This is a genomic window from Longispora urticae (assembly GCF_053902585.1).
In genome coordinates this window covers 241,856-259,167 of the sequence record NZ_JAQZSH010000035.1, presented here as the reverse complement: position 1 = coordinate 259,167, position 17,312 = coordinate 241,856, and the positions used below count along the sequence as shown (strand labels likewise).

At 71.3% G+C, this 17,312-nt stretch carries 21 protein-coding genes and 1 riboswitch; of the genes, 16 read left to right on the top strand and 5 right to left on the bottom strand.

Annotated elements, in window-relative coordinates; genetic code table 11:
• Nucleotides 1-6 precede the first annotated feature (6 nt).
• Nucleotides 7-537 (top strand): 50S ribosomal protein L17, encoded by a 531-nt coding sequence (gene rplQ / locus PT931_RS23735; RefSeq protein WP_456247943.1) that lies wholly within the window; start codon nt 7-9, stop codon nt 535-537.
• Between the two features lie 257 nt (nt 538-794).
• Entirely contained in the window at nt 795-1,637 is an 843-nt protein-coding gene (truA, locus tag PT931_RS23730; RefSeq protein WP_456248196.1) for a tRNA pseudouridine(38-40) synthase TruA, read from the top strand.
• 70 nt (nt 1,638-1,707) lie between these two features.
• On the opposite strand, the gene PT931_RS23725 is transcribed toward truA, so the two are convergent.
• Nucleotides 1,708-2,760 carry a hypothetical protein gene (locus PT931_RS23725; RefSeq protein ID WP_456247942.1) on the bottom strand — a complete coding sequence of 351 codons (1,053 nt, stop codon included), beginning with the start codon at nt 2,758-2,760 and terminating at the stop codon, nt 1,708-1,710.
• On the opposite strand from PT931_RS23725, the gene PT931_RS23720 reads away from it, so the two are divergent.
• Both PT931_RS23720 and PT931_RS23715 read left to right on the top strand, forming a co-directional pair.
• Nucleotides 2,759-3,427 (top strand): class I SAM-dependent methyltransferase, encoded by a 669-nt coding sequence (locus PT931_RS23720; protein ID WP_456247941.1) that lies wholly within the window; start codon nt 2,759-2,761, stop codon nt 3,425-3,427. The two genes, PT931_RS23725 and PT931_RS23720, sit on opposite strands and share 2 nt — an antisense overlap.
• A gap of 16 nt (nt 3,428-3,443) precedes the next feature.
• Entirely contained in the window at nt 3,444-5,120 is a 1,677-nt protein-coding gene (locus PT931_RS23715) for an ABC-F family ATP-binding cassette domain-containing protein (RefSeq protein WP_456247940.1), read from the top strand.
• Between the two features lie 43 nt (nt 5,121-5,163).
• Here PT931_RS23715 and PT931_RS23710 read toward each other — a convergent pair whose 3' ends face one another.
• Nucleotides 5,164-5,514, bottom strand: a complete 351-nt coding sequence (locus PT931_RS23710; RefSeq protein ID WP_456247939.1) for a hypothetical protein — start codon at nt 5,512-5,514, stop codon at nt 5,164-5,166.
• The gene (locus PT931_RS23705; protein ID WP_456247938.1) at nt 5,511-5,690 is read right to left on the bottom strand and encodes a hypothetical protein; all 180 of its coding nucleotides are present in this window, start codon (nt 5,688-5,690) and stop codon (nt 5,511-5,513) included. The genes PT931_RS23710 and PT931_RS23705 overlap by 4 nt, the downstream gene beginning before the upstream one ends.
• A 196-nt stretch (nt 5,691-5,886) precedes the next feature.
• Here PT931_RS23705 and PT931_RS23700 point away from each other — a divergent pair, with 196 nt between their 5' ends.
• The gene (locus tag PT931_RS23700; RefSeq protein ID WP_456247937.1) at nt 5,887-6,960 is read left to right on the top strand and encodes a hypothetical protein; all 1,074 of its coding nucleotides are present in this window, start codon (nt 5,887-5,889) and stop codon (nt 6,958-6,960) included.
• Here the strand turns inward: PT931_RS23700 and PT931_RS23695 are convergent.
• Nucleotides 6,949-7,968: an NAD-dependent epimerase/dehydratase family protein gene (locus PT931_RS23695; RefSeq protein WP_456247936.1), complete on the bottom strand. Its 1,020-nt coding sequence runs from the start codon at nt 7,966-7,968 to the stop codon at nt 6,949-6,951. The genes PT931_RS23700 and PT931_RS23695 overlap by 12 nt on opposite strands.
• Nucleotides 7,969-8,081: 113 nt before the next feature.
• A riboswitch (TPP riboswitch) is annotated at nt 8,082-8,191 on the top strand.
• On the opposite strand from PT931_RS23695, the gene thiE reads away from it, so the two are divergent.
• The 8 genes from thiE to PT931_RS23655 all read left to right on the top strand — a co-directional run bounded on the left by thiE (nt 8,186) and on the right by PT931_RS23655 (nt 14,034).
• Nucleotides 8,186-8,794, top strand: coding sequence for a thiamine phosphate synthase (thiE, locus tag PT931_RS23690; RefSeq protein ID WP_456247935.1), 609 nt, complete (start codon nt 8,186-8,188; stop codon nt 8,792-8,794). Its footprint overlaps the riboswitch before it by 6 nt.
• Nucleotides 8,791-9,840: a glycine oxidase ThiO gene (thiO, locus tag PT931_RS23685; RefSeq protein WP_456247934.1), complete on the top strand. Its 1,050-nt coding sequence runs from the start codon at nt 8,791-8,793 to the stop codon at nt 9,838-9,840. Before thiE ends, thiO begins: the two co-directional genes overlap by 4 nt.
• Nucleotides 9,837-10,019 carry a sulfur carrier protein ThiS gene (gene thiS, locus PT931_RS23680; RefSeq protein ID WP_197006695.1) on the top strand — a complete coding sequence of 61 codons (183 nt, stop codon included), beginning with the start codon at nt 9,837-9,839 and terminating at the stop codon, nt 10,017-10,019. The genes thiO and thiS overlap by 4 nt, the downstream gene beginning before the upstream one ends.
• Nucleotides 10,012-10,794 (top strand): thiazole synthase, encoded by a 783-nt coding sequence (locus PT931_RS23675; RefSeq protein WP_456247933.1) that lies wholly within the window; start codon nt 10,012-10,014, stop codon nt 10,792-10,794. Before thiS ends, PT931_RS23675 begins: the two co-directional genes overlap by 8 nt.
• Nucleotides 10,795-10,863: 69 nt before the next feature.
• On the top strand, nt 10,864-11,385 hold the full coding sequence (locus tag PT931_RS23670; protein WP_456247932.1) for a thiamine phosphate synthase: 522 nt from the start codon (nt 10,864-10,866) through the stop codon (nt 11,383-11,385).
• Nucleotides 11,382-12,173: a bifunctional hydroxymethylpyrimidine kinase/phosphomethylpyrimidine kinase gene (thiD, locus tag PT931_RS23665; RefSeq protein WP_456247931.1), complete on the top strand. Its 792-nt coding sequence runs from the start codon at nt 11,382-11,384 to the stop codon at nt 12,171-12,173. The genes PT931_RS23670 and thiD overlap by 4 nt, the downstream gene beginning before the upstream one ends.
• Complete coding sequence (thiC, locus tag PT931_RS23660) at nt 12,170-13,786, top strand: phosphomethylpyrimidine synthase ThiC (protein ID WP_456248195.1); 1,617 nt, start codon at nt 12,170-12,172, stop codon at nt 13,784-13,786. Before thiD ends, thiC begins: the two co-directional genes overlap by 4 nt.
• Before the next feature lie 8 nt (nt 13,787-13,794).
• On the top strand, nt 13,795-14,034 hold the full coding sequence (locus PT931_RS23655) for a DUF397 domain-containing protein (RefSeq protein ID WP_363729422.1): 240 nt from the start codon (nt 13,795-13,797) through the stop codon (nt 14,032-14,034).
• Nucleotides 14,035-14,151: 117 nt separating this feature from the next.
• Here the strand turns inward: PT931_RS23655 and PT931_RS23650 are convergent, their stop codons facing one another.
• Nucleotides 14,152-14,295, bottom strand: coding sequence for a hypothetical protein (locus PT931_RS23650; RefSeq protein WP_363729421.1), 144 nt, complete (start codon nt 14,293-14,295; stop codon nt 14,152-14,154).
• A gap of 393 nt (nt 14,296-14,688) precedes the next feature.
• Between PT931_RS23650 and rplM the strand changes: the two genes are divergently transcribed.
• The 3 genes from rplM (at nt 14,689) to glmM (ending at nt 17,160) form a co-directional block, all read left to right on the top strand.
• Nucleotides 14,689-15,132: a 50S ribosomal protein L13 gene (gene rplM / locus PT931_RS23645; RefSeq protein WP_363729420.1), complete on the top strand. Its 444-nt coding sequence runs from the start codon at nt 14,689-14,691 to the stop codon at nt 15,130-15,132.
• 14 nt (nt 15,133-15,146) lie between these two features.
• Nucleotides 15,147-15,629, top strand: a complete 483-nt coding sequence (rpsI, locus tag PT931_RS23640; protein WP_363729419.1) for a 30S ribosomal protein S9 — start codon at nt 15,147-15,149, stop codon at nt 15,627-15,629.
• Between the two features lie 190 nt (nt 15,630-15,819).
• Nucleotides 15,820-17,160, top strand: coding sequence for a phosphoglucosamine mutase (gene glmM, locus PT931_RS23635; RefSeq protein ID WP_456247930.1), 1,341 nt, complete (start codon nt 15,820-15,822; stop codon nt 17,158-17,160).
• Nucleotides 17,161-17,312: the final 152 nt, after the last annotated feature.

Below are 17,312 nucleotides of genomic sequence, written 5' to 3'. Positions count from 1 at the left end.
ACACCGATGCCCACGCCCACAAAGGGTGCCCGCCTTGGCGGCAGTCCCGCGCACCAGCGGCTGATCCTGGCCAACCTGGCGACGCAGCTATTCGAGCACGGCAAGATCCAGACGACCGAGGCCAAGGCCCGTCGCCTGCGTCCGTACGCCGAGAAGCTGGTCACGCACGCCAAGCGCGGTGACCTGCACTCGCGTCGTCAGGTCGCGAAGCTGATCCGGGACAAGGACGTCGTCTACCGTCTGTTCGACGAGCTGGCCCAGAACTGGACCGAGCGCCAGGGCGGCTACACCCGGATCATCAAGAACGGTCTCCGCAAGGGCGACTCCGCCCCCATGGCGATCATCGAGCTGGTGCTCGAGCCGGTCGCGCCGAAGACGAACAAGAAGACCGCGGCCCGCAAGGCTGCCGCTGCCAAGACCGAGGCCGTGACGGCTCCGGTCGAGGACGCCCCGGTCGAGGAGAACGTCCAGCACGCCGACTCGCCCGCCGCCGACGAGGCTCCGGCCGCCGAGGCTGCTGAGAAGGACGAGAAGTAATTCTCGAGTACGACTCCGACGAGCCCGTTCTCCCCGCTGGGGAGGGCGGGCTCGCCCGTTTCCGCCAGGAGGTCGTTGTGGCTGAGGTTCCAGAACCTGTGACGGGTACCGGAGGAGCCGGGTCGGCCGACGCCGACCGGGCCGCGGCGGCTTCCGAGGCCGCGGGGCCTTCCGCGGCTGTGCCCGGGGCCGTCGACGCCGGGCTCTCCGGGGCCGGCGACGCCGAGCCGGTCGGGACGCCGCCCGGTGCGCCCCGGATCCCCGAGGGCTCGATCCGGCTGCGGCTGGCCGTCTCCTACGACGGGACCGACTTCTCCGGCTGGGCGCACCAGCCGACCCGCCGCACCGTCGCCGGGGTACTGCTCGGGGAGCTGACCCGGGTGTTCCGGACCGTGGCCAACCTGACCGTCGCCGGCCGGACCGACGCGGGCGTGCACGCCACCGGCCAGGTCTGCCACATCGACGTGCCGGCCGCCGCCTGGGAGGAGCTCGCGCCCAGCATCATCCGCCGGCTCGCCGGGCTGCTGCCGGGGGATGTCCGGGTGCTGGCCGTGGAGCCCGCGCCCGAGTACTTCGACGCGCGGTTCGCGGCGCTGCGGCGGCGGTACGAGTACCGGGTCAGTGACGCCCCCAGTGGGCCGGCGCCGCTCGCCAGGCGCAACACCCTCGGTTGGCCCCGCCCGTTGGACCTGGAGGCTCTCAGTGCCGCCTCCCGGGGCCTGCTGGGCGAGCACGACTTCGCCGCGTACTGCAAACGGCGGGACGGCGCGACCACCATCCGCAACCTGCTCCGGCTCGACTGGCGGCGCGACCCGGACGGCGTCCTCGTGGCCACGGTCGAGGCGGACGCGTTCTGCCACTCGATGGTGCGCAGCCTGATCGGGGCGCTGATCGCGGTGGGCGAGGGCCGGCGGCCGGTGGAGTGGCCGGGGGAGCAGCTGGCCAGCTCGGCGCGGGTGGACGCGGTGGGGGTGGCGCCCGCGCACGGGCTGACCCTGGTGAACGTGGACTATCCGGCGCCGGGGGAGTACCGGGCGCGGATGGCGGTCACCCGCAACATGCGGACGCTCACCGCTCCGGACGGGTCGCCAGGGGCCTGAGGCCGCCGCCGGGCCGTGGCCTGGGGGCGGCCAGGGTCCCAAGCCTGGTGGTGGCCTGGGGCGCCCGGGCTCACGCCTGGGCGCGCAGTGCCACCTGCCCCTTGAGGTACGTCTCCGCCGTGTCGGTGAGGACCTGCTGCACCGCCGGGTCGGCCGGGTCGGGCTTCTTGCCGTCGGCGCGGGCCACGACGCAGTACACCAGGTAGTGGCCGACCGGGAGCCAGGACAGGTACGTCTCCGAGGCGGTGATGACGTCGGTGCCGTTGCCCACGGCCCAGCCGGCGATCGCGCCCTTGCCGGAGCCGAGCAGCGTCTTCGTGTCCGCCTTCGCGGCGGTGGCGGTGGCCGCGTCCTTGAAGTTGAGCACCCCGATCGTGGCCACGAACGTCTTGCCCGGCGAGAACAGGGTCGCGCGGACCAGCTGGGTGCAGCCCAGTTTCGTGTACGCCGTACCGAGGTCGCCCGTCGTGGCCAGCTTGCAGTCGGTCAGGGACTGGGTCTTCTGGATCGCGTACGCCCGGCCGTCGATGGCGACCGTGGCCGCGGGGAACAGCTCGCTCTCGGTCAGCGGGGACGGGTCCGTGGCCTGGGAGTTGATGTCCTTCTTGCCCGGGACCGGGGAGGCGGTGCCGCTGGGGGCGGCCGACGGCGGGGCGGAGGTCGGCGCGGGGGCCTTCGCGGCCGGCTTTTCCTCGTCGATCAGGAAGAACGCGCCGATCCCGAAGGCGAGCAGCAGGAGCACCGCCAGCACCCCGGCGAGCGCGCCCAGCCAGCCCTTGGAGGACCGCTTGCGGGTCGGGGGCGGCGGGTCGAACGCCGGCGGCGGGGCGGAGACGGGCTCGTAGGCCGGCTGCGGGTACGGGTCGGCCTCGGGCTGGGGCTGTTCCCAGCCGTACGGCGCGTACGGGTCCACGGTCTGCTGGCCGAACGGGGTGCCACCGGGCGGCGGGCTGTAGCCGGGGTCCGGGGCGGTCGCGTAGCCCGGCTCCGGGGCGTAGCCGCCCTGTTGGCCATACTGACCGGGGATGTACTCGTGGGAATCGTCCGGCTCGGCAGCTCGCCGCCGCCGGGGCTGGGACTGACCGGGGTCAGGGTCGTCGTAGCCTCGGTCGCCGTAGGTCATGCCCGCCAGGTTACCCAAGTGGTGCCCGGACAGCATCAGCCGAAGATGTCGGGAGAATGAGCGCGTGGACCATTTCTTCAGTGAGACACCAGCTACACCTGATAAGCGTCGGATTATTGACGTTTCAGTGGGCTCGTCCGAGTACCAGTTCATGGTGTCTTCAGGGGTTTTCTCCGCTAATCGGCTCGACCCCGGCACCGCTGTGCTGTTCCGGAAGGCCCCCCGCCCCGGTCGCGGCGTCTTCCTCGACCTCGGTTGCGGCTACGGCCCGATCAGCTGTGTGTTCGCTCACCAGTCGCCCAAGGTGACGATGTACGCGGTGGACGTCAACGAGCGCGCCCTGGAACTCGTCGAGGAGAATGCCCGGACCCTGGAGGTGTCGGACCGGGTGATCGCGGCCAAGCCGGACGGCGTACCCGCCGATGTGGTGTTCGACGGGATCTACAGCAACCCGCCCATCCACGTGGGCAAGGAGGCGCTGCACGACATGCTCCGGCTCTGGCTGCCCCGGCTCGGCCCGGACGCGCTGGCCTGGCTCGTCGTCGCCCGGCACCTCGGCGGCGACTCGCTGCGCGACTGGCTGGAGGCCGAGGGCTGGGTGGCGGAGAAGCACGCCAGCCAGAAGGGGTACCGCATCCTGAAAGTCGGTCGCGCGGAGACCGAGTAGGCCGGAGGATGCCACCGTGGGATACATAGACGTCGCAGGGGTCGGGTTCACGCTGCCGGATGGCCGTGAGCTGTTTCGGGACGTGTCGTTCCGGGTCGGGGAGGGCGCCAAGGTCGCGCTCGTCGGGCCCAACGGCGCGGGGAAGACGACCCTGCTGCGGATGGTCGCCGGCGACCTGCACAGCAAGGAGGGCGCCATCGCCCGGGTCGGCGGGCTCGGCGTGATGCGGCAGTTCTTCCGCCCCGTGGTCGGCCGGTTCGACGACGACGTGCCGTGGAGCATGGTCGACCGCGAGGACGCCACCCTCGCCGAACTCGCGATGACCCTCGCGCCGGTCCGGGTCCGGGCCGCCGGGCTCGCCCTGGCCCGCGCCGAGGCCGCGTTGTCGGACAGCGAGAAGACCCAGATGCGGTACGCGACGGCGCTGTCCGCCTGGGGCGAGGTCGGCGGGTACGAGGCGGAGGTCGCCTTCGACACCGCCAGCGTCTCCGTCCTCGACATCCCCTGGGACACCGCCCGGCACCGGCTCGTGCGCACCCTGTCCGGCGGCGAGCAGAAACGCTTCGTCCTCGAACTGCTCCTCCGCGGCCCCGACGAGGTCCTCCTCCTCGACGAGCCGGACAACTTCCTCGACGTCCCCGCGAAACGCTGGCTCGAACAGCGCCTCCGAGAGTCCCCGAAGAGCGTCCTGTACGTCAGCCACGACCGCGAACTCCTCGCCAACACCGCCGACCGGGTCGTCGCCGTCGAGGGCGGTTCCGCGTGGACGCATCCGGGCGGGTTCGCCAGCTGGCACGAGGCCCGGGTCAACCGGCACGACAGCATGGAGGAGACCCGGCGGCGCTGGGACGAGGAGCACCAGAAGCTCAAGGACCTGGTGCTGATGTACAAGCAGAAGGCCGCCTACAACGACGGGCTGGCCTCGCGGTACCAGGCGGCGAAGACCCGGCTCGCCAAGTTCGAGGGCGACGGGCCGCCACCGCTGCCGCCGAAGGACCAGGACATCCGGATGAAGCTCGACGGCGGCCGGACCGCCAAACGCTCCGTCATCTGCGAACAGCTGGAACTCGACGACCTGACGTTCCCGTTCGACTTCGAGGTCTGGTACGGCGACCGGGTCGCGGTCCTCGGCGCCAACGGCACCGGCAAGTCCCACTTCCTCCGCCTACTCGGCCGGGGCGGCACGGACCCGCTGGAGGTGCCCCTCGTGGAGCTGGCCCCCGTCGCGCACGGCGGGGTCGCCCGGCTCGGCGCGCGGGTCCGGCCCGGACACTTCTCCCAGGTGCACGACCGGCCCGAACTGCACGACAAGACCCTGGTCGAGATCCTCTGGCGGGGCGACGACTACCGGGCCGGCCGGGTCCGGCACGACGCGATGAACGTCCTCGGCCGGTACGAGCTGGCCGCGCAGGGGGACCAGACGTTCGGCACCCTGTCCGGCGGGCAGCAGGCCCGGTTCCTCGTCCTGATGCTGGAGCTGTCCGGGGCCACGTTGCTGCTGCTCGACGAGCCGACGGACAACCTGGACCTGGCGTCCGCCGAGGCGCTGGAGGAGGGGCTGAAGGGGTTCGAAGGGACCGTGATCGCGGTGACCCACGACCGGTGGTTCACCCGGGGGTTCGACCGGTTCCTGCTGTTCGGGACCGACGGGGAGGTCACCGAGGTGCCGGAGCCGGTGTGGGACGTGCGCTGACGCTGATGTGGGGCGCGCCGGTTCGCGCGCCCCGCCCGCCGGCTCAGGAGTTGTAGCGCCAGAGCTCCCAGCCGCCCGGCCCGTGGTGCGTCACGTGGCCGTGGTCCGGGTCCAGCCACTCGTCGCCGTGCTCCGTCGGCACCAGCATCGTCGGCTGACCGTTCCTGAGCAGCCGGTACGTGTGCCCCGGCTCCGTCCACGCGCCGCCCGCCACCGTCCAGGTCACGCCGTCGTGGTGCAGGCCGTAGCTCTCGCCGGGGACGAGCCAGTAGGCGTACACGCCGTCGCCCTCCTCCGCCTGGTCGTCGTGCAGGCAGAGCGTGAGGATCCGGTGCAGGCCGTCGGCCTCGTGGGTGTCCAGTGTGCCCAGTGCCGTCGCGGTGTCCTCCGTCATGACTGCCTCGCCAGCACCTTGACCCGGGACGCGCCGTCGCACACCGCCTGGGTGGTCGACCACACCTTCGCGGTGGCCAGTGCCTGCACCCGGGTGTCGAACACCGCCATCCGGGTGATCGGTTCGGGGAACTCGCCGGTGACCTTGGTCATCAGCACCTGGTACGTCATCGTCATGCCGCCCACCGTCCGTCCGACGGGGACGACGGTGCCACGACATTGGAACGACATTGAAACGACATTCCATTTTGGTACAGCTGTATAGGCGGAACCACGTCATCGGTACGACATTGGGACGACGTTTCCCGCTGACGCTGGATGAGGGAAAGGCGCGGAGGTAGCGTCGGAATCCGGGCTGCGGAAGGCGGGGGCGGTGGACCGGACTCGACTCGAATATCTGATCCGGCGGAGCGAACACACCATCGACGAGTGGTGCGCGCGGTTCGACCGGGCCGCGCGGGTCCTGGGCGAGCCGGCCACGCTGTCGACCCGCCAACTACAGCGGTGGATGGCCGGACAGGTGGGAAACGCCAGGCCGTCGGCGCGGCGGGTGGCGAGCACGCTGTGGCAGGAGCCTTTCGCTGTGCTCGTCGGCCCGGTCACCACTTCCGCCGTGTCGTGGCCGCGTTCGCCGGTTCTGGAGCGCACCGCCGCGCATGAGGCCGCCCTGGAGTCCACCGAACATGTTCGCCGGATCGGGGGCGCTGTGGACGACGCGACCATCGGACAATTGCAGGCGGAGGTGCGCCGGTTGGCGTACACCTATGTGGAAGTTCCGCCCTTGCTCTTTCTCGCCGAGGCACGCCGGGCCCGCGACTTCGCCTACACCCTTCTAGAACGCACCCGCCGCCCTGGTCAGTTGACCGACCTGTATCTCATTGCGGGCCAACTCTGCGGTCTGATGTCCTCCGCCTCCTTCGACATGGCGGCCTGGGCTCCCGCCATCGCCCAGGCGAAAGCCGCCTACCGCTACGCCGAACTGATCGACCACGCCCCGCTCCGGACCTGGGCCCGGGGCAACATGGCCCTGATGTCCTACTGGACCGGCAGACCGGGCCAGGCGGTCGTGCACGTCGAGGCGGCTCTCGCGAGCCATCCGGTGGGGGCGGCCGCCGCCGGACTGCGCTGCATCGAGGCCCGGGCCTGGGCCTGCCTCGGGGCCGCCGACAAGGTCCGCCTCGCAGAACGCGACCGGCACAGTCGGACCGTTCCGTCCCGGGCGCGCATCGACCTCGCGACCGCCGAGGTCCTGAACGGTCACATCGATGCGGCGACGAAGATCCTGAACCCGATGCAGCAGCGTGTGCACAGCCTCACCGAACGGTTGCTGCAGCTGAGGCAGGCTCTGGGCGGCGCGCGGTGGTTGTTCGACCGGCAGGCGACGGAGTTGCAGGACCGGATCCGGACCTTCCATCGCGAGGCGGACGTGCAGGCCCTACCGGAATGACCGCCATCGCGTGAGGAGTTCGGTCTCCTTGTCCGGTGCCAGCCCGTGCTCGTTCTGGCGTTCGTGGCGGGTCGGGTGACCGGTGCGGAGCCAGGTCCACGTGTCGGCGACTGTTTCCCGGAGCGGACGGCACTCCAGGCCGGCGGCTCGGGCGCTCGACCCGTCGACCGCCCAGGTGCCTGGTGCGGTCCGCCACAGCGGGATCTCCGTCCATTGGCGCACCTCCTGCGCGGTGAGCCAGTCCGACGGGATCCACACCAGGTCCGCAGTCCCACCTGTGACCTCGACGCAGGTCCGTAGTAGCTCGCCGTAGGTGGCGTGCGCGGGAGGGGCGACCGTGTTGTGGACGCCCGTGGCCTCCGCCGACGCCAAGCGGAGCAGGAACGTGGCGAGGTCGCGCACATCGATCGGCTGGACAGGCTGGTCGGGGCCGCCGGCCGCGAGCATCGCCCCGCCTCGGGCGGCGCGGAGCAGCAGCCACGGCAGCCGACCGACGTACTCGTGCGGACCCAGGATCACGCCCGGACGAAGGATCAGCGTGTCGGTGCCGAAGACCTGCTGGGCGACCAGTTCGCAGCCAGCCTTGAGCGTGCCGTAGCCGGCGGTCGGACTCATCGCGTCGATGGCCGGATCGGCCCGGCTCGCTGTCGGGGACGACGGCCACAACGATGACCCCTCCGAGACTGGAGCCGCAGGCCAGCCCTGGTACGCCGACACCGTGGACATCAGCACGTAGCGGCAGGCACACGGGCGCAGTGCCCTGGCCGAGCGACCCACGTCGGCGGGCTCGCGGGCACTCGTGTCCACGACGACGTCCCAGGGCCCGGCCTCGGTCAACCGGCTCAGGTCGGCGGTCGAGGTCCGGTCCCCGCGCACGGAGCGCACGCCGGGGACATCCTCGCCGGTCAGTCCGCGGTTGAAACACGTCACGGACCAGCCCCGCGCGAGGGCGCCCTCCGCCGCGTACCGGCCGAGGAGCCATGTGCCACCCAGCACCAGCATCCGCATGTACCCATCATCGCGGCGCCCGGCAAACCATGGTGAACGGGGCGTAGCCGTGCAGTGAGGCATCAGTTACGCGGCGCTTCCCTCCTCGGCTGAGGTGCGCTAACGTGTGCCGCAAGAGAACCCACGGGAGTCCGGTAGACCGGGCTGAGAGGGCGGATGTGAGCCGCCGACCGTAGAACCTGATCCGGATCATGCCGGCGCAGGGAGGAGATTCATCATGCTCGGTCGCCTCCATGTCCTCACCGACGCCCGACCCGGGCGGGACGCCGTCGCTGTCGCCCGGGCCGCGTTGGCCGCGGGCGCACCCCTTTTCCAGGTACGGGTGGAAGACGGCGTGCACGACCGCGACTTCCTCGACTTCGCCGCCGAGATCCGGGCGTTGTGCCGGGTCTACGGGGCGACGTGCCTCATCAACGACCGGGTCGACATCGCGCTGGCCGTGCAGGCGGACGGCGTGCACCTCGGCGCCCTCGACCTGCCCGTTTCCGTGGCCCGGCGGCTCCTGGGCTCCTCCGCGATCATCGGTGCGACGTCCCGCGACGCCGTCGGGGCCCGGGCCGCCCTGGTCGACGGGGCCGACTACGTGGGCGTCGGGCCCTGCTACCACACGTCCACGAAGGACGGACTGTCCGACCCGATCGGCCCTGCCGGGCTGGAGGCGGCGGCGCACGTCGGGCTGCCTGCCATCGCGATCGGCGGCGTCACCCTCGAACGGGTCCCCGAACTGCTGGAGGCCGGGGCGTACGGCGTCGCCGTGGTCGGCGCGGTCAGTGCGGCCGACGATCCCGGGGTGGCCACGAAGGCGCTGCTCAGGGCCCTGTCATGAAGGTCGCGGTCCAGGGGGCCGGGATCATCGGGTTGTCCGTCGCGTGGCGCGCGCTGTCGGCGGGCCTCGACGTCACGGTGTACGACGACGACCCCGCCCGGGGCGCCTCCAACGTCGCGGCCGGCATGCTCGCCCCCGTCGCCGAGGCCTACTTCGGCGAGGCCGACCTGCTCCGGTTGTCGCTGGCCAGTGCCGCGCGGTGGCCGGAGTTCGCGGCCGGGCTCGGCGAGGTCGGCTACCGCGACGACGGCACGCTGCTCGTCGGGCGGACAGGCGACGACCTGCGCGAACTCGCCCGCCTCCTCCAGCTGTACACGGACTGGGACCTGCCGGCCGAGAAGGTGGATCCGCGCGCGTTGGAGCCCTCGTTGACGCCCCGGCTCCGGGGTGGGCTGCTGACGCCCGGTGACCACCAGGTGGATCCGCGACGGGTACTGGCGGCGCTGCGTGACCGGGTGCCGGTGGCCGGGTACCCGCCGGACGGGGTCGATGTGACGGTGGTCGCCACCGGGGCCTGGGCCGGGCGGCTCGGTGGCGCGGCCGGCGTCCCCGGCGGGCTCGGCGGTGCGGTCGCCCCGAGCGGCGCGGTGGCCGGGTTGCCCGTGCGGCCCGTGCACGGCGAGGTGCTCCGGCTGCGCGGGAAGCCGTCGATCCGGCACGTGATCCGGGGCTACATTGACGGGAAATATGTCTATATTGTGCCGCGAAAGGACGGGGAGGTCGTCGTGGGCGCCACCACCGCCGAGCGCGGCTTCTCCACCCGGGTCACCGCCGAGGGCGTCCGCGACCTCCTCGACACCGCGATCGAGGTCCTCCCGGAACTGGCCGAGTACGAGCTGGTGGAGGCGCGGGCCGGCCTGCGCCCCGGTACCCCGGACAACGCCCCGCTGATCGGCTGGCTCGACGACCGCACGCTCGCCGCGACCGGGCACTACCGGCACGGCGTCCTGCTCGCACCCATCACCGCCGAGGTGGTCACGGCGCTGCTCCTGAACCGGGAACCCAGCGTCGACCTCGCGCCCTTCGCCCCCGGGAGGTTTTCGTGAAGATAGTCGTCAACGGCGTGGAGACCGAGTTCGAGGGGACGGTGTCGGCGCTCACCGGGGACCGGCGCGGGGTGGCCGTCGCGGTCAACGGGACCGTGGTGCCCCGGAGCACGTGGACGTCCACGGCGTTGGCCGACGGCGACGTGGTGGAGCTGCTCACGGCGGTGCAGGGTGGCTAGCCCGAACGGCGACCCGCTCGTCATCGCCGGCGAGACCCTGCACTCCCGACTCATCCTCGGCACCGGCGGCGCGGCCAGCCTCACCGCCCTCCGCGAGGCCGTCGAGGCCTCCGGCACCGCCATGGTCACCGTCGCCCTCCGTCGCCTCGACCCGAACGCCCCCGGCGGCCTGCTGGAGATGCTCGACGAGACCGGCGTGCGGATCCTGCCCAACACCGCCGGCTGCTACACCGCCACCGAGGCGGTCAAGCTCGCCCACCTGGCCCGGGAGGCGTTCGAGACGCACTGGGTGAAGCTCGAGGTGATCGGGGACGACCGGACCCTGCTGCCGGACGCCGTCGAGCTCGTGGCCGCCGCCGCCCGGCTGGTGGACGACGGGTTCGTGGTGCTGCCGTACACGACCGACGATCCGGTGCTCGCGCGGCGGCTGGTCGACGTCGGGTGCGCGGCGGTCATGCCGGCCGGGGCGCCGATCGGGTCGGGGGCGGGGATCCGGAACCCGTACAACCTCGCGTTGATCCGGGAGATGGTGTCGGTACCCGTCATCCTCGACGCCGGGATCGGCACCGCCTCGGACGCGGCCCTCGCGATGGAACTGGGCTGCGACGCCGTGCTGCTGGCCAGCGCGGTGACCCGGGCGGCCGATCCGACCCGGATGGCGGTGGCGATGCGGCACGCGGTACTCGCCGGGAGGCTGGCGGCCGGGGCCGGCCGGATCCCGCGCCGCGACTACGCCACCGCCTCCACCAGCCCGGAAGGGCTGCCGTCGTGGTGAGCCGCCGTGTGCCGCGTGCCCGGAGCGCGCCGCCGGCGCCCGCATCCCGTCCGACCATGGAGGCGTCCGATGAGTGACCGGCTGATCGTCGTCCTGGAGACCCCCGACCTGCACCTCGCGCGCACGGTGATCGACGCCGGGGTGACGCTGCTGGCGGGCACGTTCTTCGACCTGGAGTTCGACTGGCGGGTCGAGGAGCTCGGCGGCCGGGTGCTCACCCTCGGCCCGACCGCGACCCCGGTGCACGGCCGCCGGGACATGCTCTGGCGCTGCCACGGCCTGGCCGAGCTGCCGTCGGCCGCCGACGCGGAGTTCGTCAGCCTGTCGCCGATCTTCGAGACCGCCACCAAGCCCGGCTACGGGCCGCCGCTCGGCGTGGACGTGCTCGGGCGGGCCGGCCGGCCGGTCTACGCCCTCGGCGGCGTCGACGGTCCGGCCCGCGCCGCCGAGTGTGTGGCGGCGGGTGCGCAGGGGGTGGCGGTGCTGGGGGCGGTGTCGCGGTCGAGTGACCCGGCGCGGGCCGTCCGCAACCTGCTCACGGCCCTGGAGGCCGCCGCGCCGGCCGGAACCCGGGTCGGTGGCGCGTCGTGAGCCAGCCCCCGATCGCCCTCACCGTCGCCGGCTCCGACTCCGGCGGCGGCGCCGGCATCCAGGCCGACCTGAAGACCTTCGCGGCACACCACGTCTTCGGCACCTCCGTCGTCACGGCCTTGACAGCCCAGAACACCTCGGGGGTACTGGGCGTGCACCCCACCCCCCTCGACTTCGTGGCCCTCCAGCTCGACGCCGTCCTGTCCGACCTGCCCCCGGCGGCGGTGAAGACGGGCATGCTCGCGAGCGCGGAGGTGATCGCGTACCTGGCCACCCGGGAGCTACCCCACCTGGTCGTGGACCCGGTGATGGTGGCGTCCACGGGGAACCCGCTGTTCCTGGGCGCGGCCGACGCGTACCGGGTCCTGCTGCCCCGGGCCCTGGTCCTGACCCCGAACCTGCCCGAGACCCGGGCGCTCCTCGACCGGGACGTCCGCACGGTCGAGGACATGGCGGCCGCGGCGACCGACCTGGCCGCGCTCGGCCCGCGCTGCGTCGTCGTGAAGGGTGGCCACCTCGCGGGGAGCCACGGCGCGGACCCGGACGCCGTGGACGTCGTCTGGTTCGACGGCGAGCTGTCGTACCTGCGGGCGCCCTGGGTCAGTACCCCCAACAACCACGGCACGGGCTGCACCTTCGCGGCCGCGGTGACCGCGCACCTCGCACTGGGGTCCTCGCTGCCGGACGCGCTCCGGGCCGCGAAGACCTATGTCACCCGTGCCCTCGCCGGCTCGGCCGACTGGCGGCTGGGCTCGGGACACGGTCCCCTCTCCTGGAAGGAAATCTGATGACGCGTCGCAAGTTCTATGTGGAGGGTTCTCGTCCCGACATCCAGGTGCCCTTCGCCGAGGTGCACCTGACGAACGACGACCCGCCGGTCCGGCTGTACGACACCTCGGGCCCCGGCTCGGACCCGGAGGTCGGGCTGCCCCAGCTCCGGGCGCACTGGATCATGGAGCGGGGCGACGTGGAGGAGGTGCCCGCGGAGGGTACGGCCACGATCGGGCAGACGGTCCGCAAGGCGAAGGCCGGCAAGCGCCCCACCCAGCTCTACTACGCCCGGCAGGGCACGGTCACGCCCGAGATGGAGTTCGTGGCGATCCGCGAGGGGGTCGCGCCGGAGTTCGTCCGGGACGAGATCGCGGCCGGCCGGGCGATCATCCCGAACAACGTGAACCACGCCGAGAGCGAGCCGATGATCATCGGGTCGGCGTTCCTGGTGAAGATCAACGCGAACATCGGCACGTCCGCCGTGTCCTCCTCGATCGCGGAGGAGGTCGACAAGCTCACCTGGGCCACCAAGTGGGGCGGCGACACAGTGATGGACCTGTCCACGGGCAAGCACATCCACGCCACCCGGGAGGCGATCGTCCGCAACTCGGCGGTGCCGATCGGCACGGTGCCGATCTACCAGGCCCTGGAGAAGTGCAACGGCGACCCGCTGGGCCTGACCTGGGAGCTGTACCGGGACACGATCATCGAGCAGGCCGAGCAGGGCGTCGACTACATGACGGTGCACGCCGGGGTACTCCTCGCGCACGTGCCCCTGGCCGCCGACCGGGTCACCGGCATCGTCTCCCGGGGCGGTTCGATCATGGCCGCCTGGTGTCTGGCGGGGCACCGGGAGAACTTCCTCTACACCCGGTACCGCGAGCTGTGCGAGCTCTTCGCCCAGTACGACATCGCGTTCTCCCTCGGCGACGGCCTGCGCCCCGGCTCGATCGCGGACGCCAACGACGAGGCCCAGTTCGCCGAGCTGAAGACCCTGGGCGAGCTCACGAAGATCGCGTGGGAGTACGACGTCCAGGTCATGATCGAGGGCCCCGGGCACGTCCCGATGCACAAGATCAAGGAGAACATGGACCTGCAGAAGGAGTGGTGCATGGACGCCCCCTTCTACACGCTCGGCCCGCTGACCACCGACGTCGCGCCCGGCTACGACCACATCACCTCCGCGATCGGCGCCGCGATCATCGGCAGCATGGGCACCGCGATGCTCTGCTACGTCACGCCCAAGGAGCACCTGGGCCTGCCGAACCGCGACGACGTGAAGGCCGGCGTGATCGCGTACAAGATCGCCGCGCACGCCGCCGACCTGGCCAAGGGGCACAAGGGCGCGCAGGACTGGGACGACGCGCTGTCCAAGGCCCGGTTCGAGTTCCGGTGGGAGGACCAGTTCAACCTGTCCCTGGACCCCGACACGGCCCGCTCGTTCCACGACGAGACGCTGCCGGCCACCGGGGCCAAGACGGCGCACTTCTGCTCGATGTGCGGACCCAAGTTCTGCTCGATGAAGATCAGTGCGGAACTCAAGGAGTACGCGGCGAAGGGCATGGCGGACAAGTCGGTAGAGTTTGTCAACGGCGGCGGAAAGGTCTACCTGCCGGTGGTGGCGAGCTAGGAGCTCACATGGTGGAACATCCCCTGAAGGGGCAGTTTGACGAGACCCGCGCGGTCTGGCAGCGCGCCGAGAACCCGGACGGCTCGCCCGGTCGGATCGGCGTGGCCTTCGTCGACGACCTGATCGGCATGCGCGACATGGCCGAGGAGAACGGGCCGATCCTGGTCTTCACCCCGGCCGAATGGGACGCCTTCATCGGAGGGGTCCAGGACGGCGAGTTCGACATCGAACTGGACGACGCTCAGTAGCTGTTCCGGCGGCGCGGGCCGGGGAGACTCCGGCCCGCCCCGCGAACGCCGCGTAGCCGGATGGCGAGCGCAAAAAGGAATGCCCCACCGAGGGGGTGGGGCATTCCTTCGCGTCCTTCAGTCCTGGGAGTCCTGATCCAGGACCATGTCGAGTGCCTCTTCGCGGCTACGACCCTCGACCGTGTGTAACCACACCCGGGTGAGGAAGTCGAGCCCCATCTCTTGGTCTTCGTCACGTAGCGCGACCGCCAGCTTCTCCACGATGCCTCCTGATCGCTGCCGCCGTGTTCCAGAGTAGTCGGGCGGGGGCTATCCGGGGGAGGGTGCGAGCGGTTGAGTCCCAGGTCACCCTTACGGTCAAATCCCCATAATTTATGCGCGGGTACTGTGAATCCGCTCCCATCGACGCGCGGGGGTGCTCCCGGATAGGTCATACTGGCAGCCGTGCACGGCCCCTTCGGCGCGCACGGAAACTCCGGGTGCGGCGGCTCGTTTTGACCAATGCGGAGCCCGCCCGATATCATCAGCGACTGTTGTGCGACAGTTGCAAGGCGGACCCCCACGGGTACGCTTGTCGCCTATGCGCCGCCGCCGGGTCTCACGCCGGGCCAGCGGTACCCAGGCCCTAGACCCACGACGAGACAAGGTAGACCTGTGCGTACGTACAGCCCGAAGCCGGGTGAGATCGAGCGTCAGTGGCACATCATCGATGCGTCTGACGTCGTGCTTGGCCGTTTGGCGACCCACGCCGCCACTCTGCTGCGCGGTAAGCACAAGCCGACTTTCGCGCCGCACGTCGACACCGGCGACTTCGTGATCGTCATCAACGCAGGCAAGGTTGCCCTGACGGGCAACAAGCGGGCGACCAAGGTCGCCTACCGCCACTCGGGTTACCCGGGCGGTCTGCGCAAGACCTCCTACGAGGAGCTGCTGACCAAGCGCCCCGACCGCGCCGTCGAGCTCGCCGTCAAGGGCATGCTCCCGCACAACAAGCTCGGTGCGAAGCAGATCAAGAAGCTCAAGGTCTACGCGGGCGACGTGCACCCGCACGCCTCGCAGCAGCCCGTGCCTTTCGAGATTAAGCAGATCGCGCAGTGACCGAAGGAAGCAGCATGACCGAGAGCGTCGCGACCGTGCTCGAGCCGGTTGACACCGAAGCCGTAGTCGCCGAGGCCGTCGTGGCCGTGCCGAAGGCCGCCCCCCGGGGTGACCGTCCGGTGCAGACCGTCGGTCGTCGTAAGCAGGCCATCGTCCGCGTCCGGCTCGTGCCGGGTTCGGGCAAGGTCACCTGCAACGGCCGCACGCTGGAGGAGTACTTCCCCAGCAAGGTCTCCCAGCAGCTCGTCAAGGAGCCGCTGGTGATCACCGAGCGTCTCGAGAGCTTCGACGTCATCGCCAACCTCAAGGGCGGCGGCATCACCGGGCAGGCCGGCGCGCTGCGTCTCGGCATCGCCCGGGCCCTGATCGAGGTCGAGCCCGACGACCGTCCGGCCCTCAAGAAGGCCGGCTTCCTGACCCGTGACGCCCGCGTCACCGAGTCGAAGAAGTACGGTCTGAAGAAGGCCCGTAAGGCTCCGCAGTACTCGAAGCGCTAAATCTCTTCCACCACGGCCGGCCGCCTTTCCAAGGTGCCCGGCCGTGGTGCTTTTTGCATGGAAACTGCTCTTTGCGCGCTCAACCGGTCGGGGGGTCGGTGTGGGAGCCTGGTTTGTGACCCTCGCCTGAGGTCCGTGCCGCGTCGCTGACGCCCGGGCGCTCGGCTTTTGAGTATCTGGGGAGATGTGTATGGGACGGCTGTTCGGCACCGACGGGGTTCGCGGTCTGGCCAACGCCAGCCTGACTCCCGACCTGGCTCTGCGGCTGGCTGCGTCCGCCGCGCACATCCTGAGCCAACGGGACCGGACCCATCCGCCGGTGGCGATCGTCGGCCGTGACCCGCGGGCGAGCGGGGAGATGCTGGAGGCCGCCGTCGTGGCGGGCCTGACCAGCGCCGGCGCGACCGTCGTCCGGGTGGGTGTGCTGCCGACCCCGGCCGTGGCGTTCCTCGTGGGCCAGACCCGCGCGGACCTGGGCGTGATGATCTCCGCCTCGCACAACCCGATGCCCGACAACGGGATCAAGTTCTTCGCGGCCGGCGGCCACAAGCTCGCCGACGAACTCGAGGACGCCATCGAGGCGCACCTGGAGGAGGACTGGGTCCGCCCGACCGGGGCGAACGTGGGCCGGGTGCACGACCTGCTCGACGGTGCCGAGGCGTACATCACGCACCTGGCCGAGTCCGTGCCGGTGTCCCTCGAGGGGCTCAAGGTCGTCATCGACTGCGCGAACGGCGCGGCGTTCGAGGTGGCCCCGGAGGCGTACCGGCGGGCGGGTGCCGATGTCGTCGTCATCCACGGTGAGCCGGACGGCCTGAACATCAACGACGAGTGCGGCTCCACCCACCTGGCGGACCTGCAGGCGGCCGTCGTCGAGCACGGCGCGCACCTGGGGGTCGGCCTCGACGGCGACGCGGACCGCTGCCTGGCCGTGGCCGCCGACGGTTCCGTGGTCGACGGCGACCAGCTGATGGCGATCATGGCCGTGTCGATGCGGGACAACGGCACCCTGGTCAAGGACACCCTGGTCGCGACGGTGATGAGCAACCTGGGCCTGCGGATCGCGATGCGCGAGCACGGGATCACGCTGCTGGAGACCAAGGTCGGCGACCGGTACGTGCTGGAGGAGCTGCGCAACAGCGGGCTGTCCCTCGGCGGGGAGCAGAGCGGGCACGTGATCGTGCCGGAGTACGCGACGACGGGGGACGGGTCGCTGACCCTGCTCCAGGTGATGGCGCGGATGGCGGCCACGGGTCGTACGCTCGCGGACCTGGCCTCGATCGTCACCCCGCTGCCGCAGGTGCTGATCAACGTGCCCGTGGCCGACCGGGCCGCCGCCGCGGTGGACACCGACGTGCTGGCCGCCGTGGCCGTGGCGGGTGCCGAGCTGGGCGAGACGGGCCGGGTGCTGCTGCGCCCGTCCGGTACGGAGCAGCTGGTCCGGGTCATGGTCGAGGCGCCGAGCGCGGAACTGGCCGCCGAGGTGGCCGAGCGGATCGTCGTACTGGTCCGGGCGTCCAGCCCCGTCTGACCCGAGTTCTTCGAAGAGCACGGCACCTCCGGTACCCCCGGAAGTGCCGTGCTCTTTTGTCTTCTAGGCCCGATTGGTCGGCCCGCTTGGCACGCTGGGCGGATGATGGGTATATCGATGGATCTTCGGGCGCGGACCTGGCTGGAGTCACC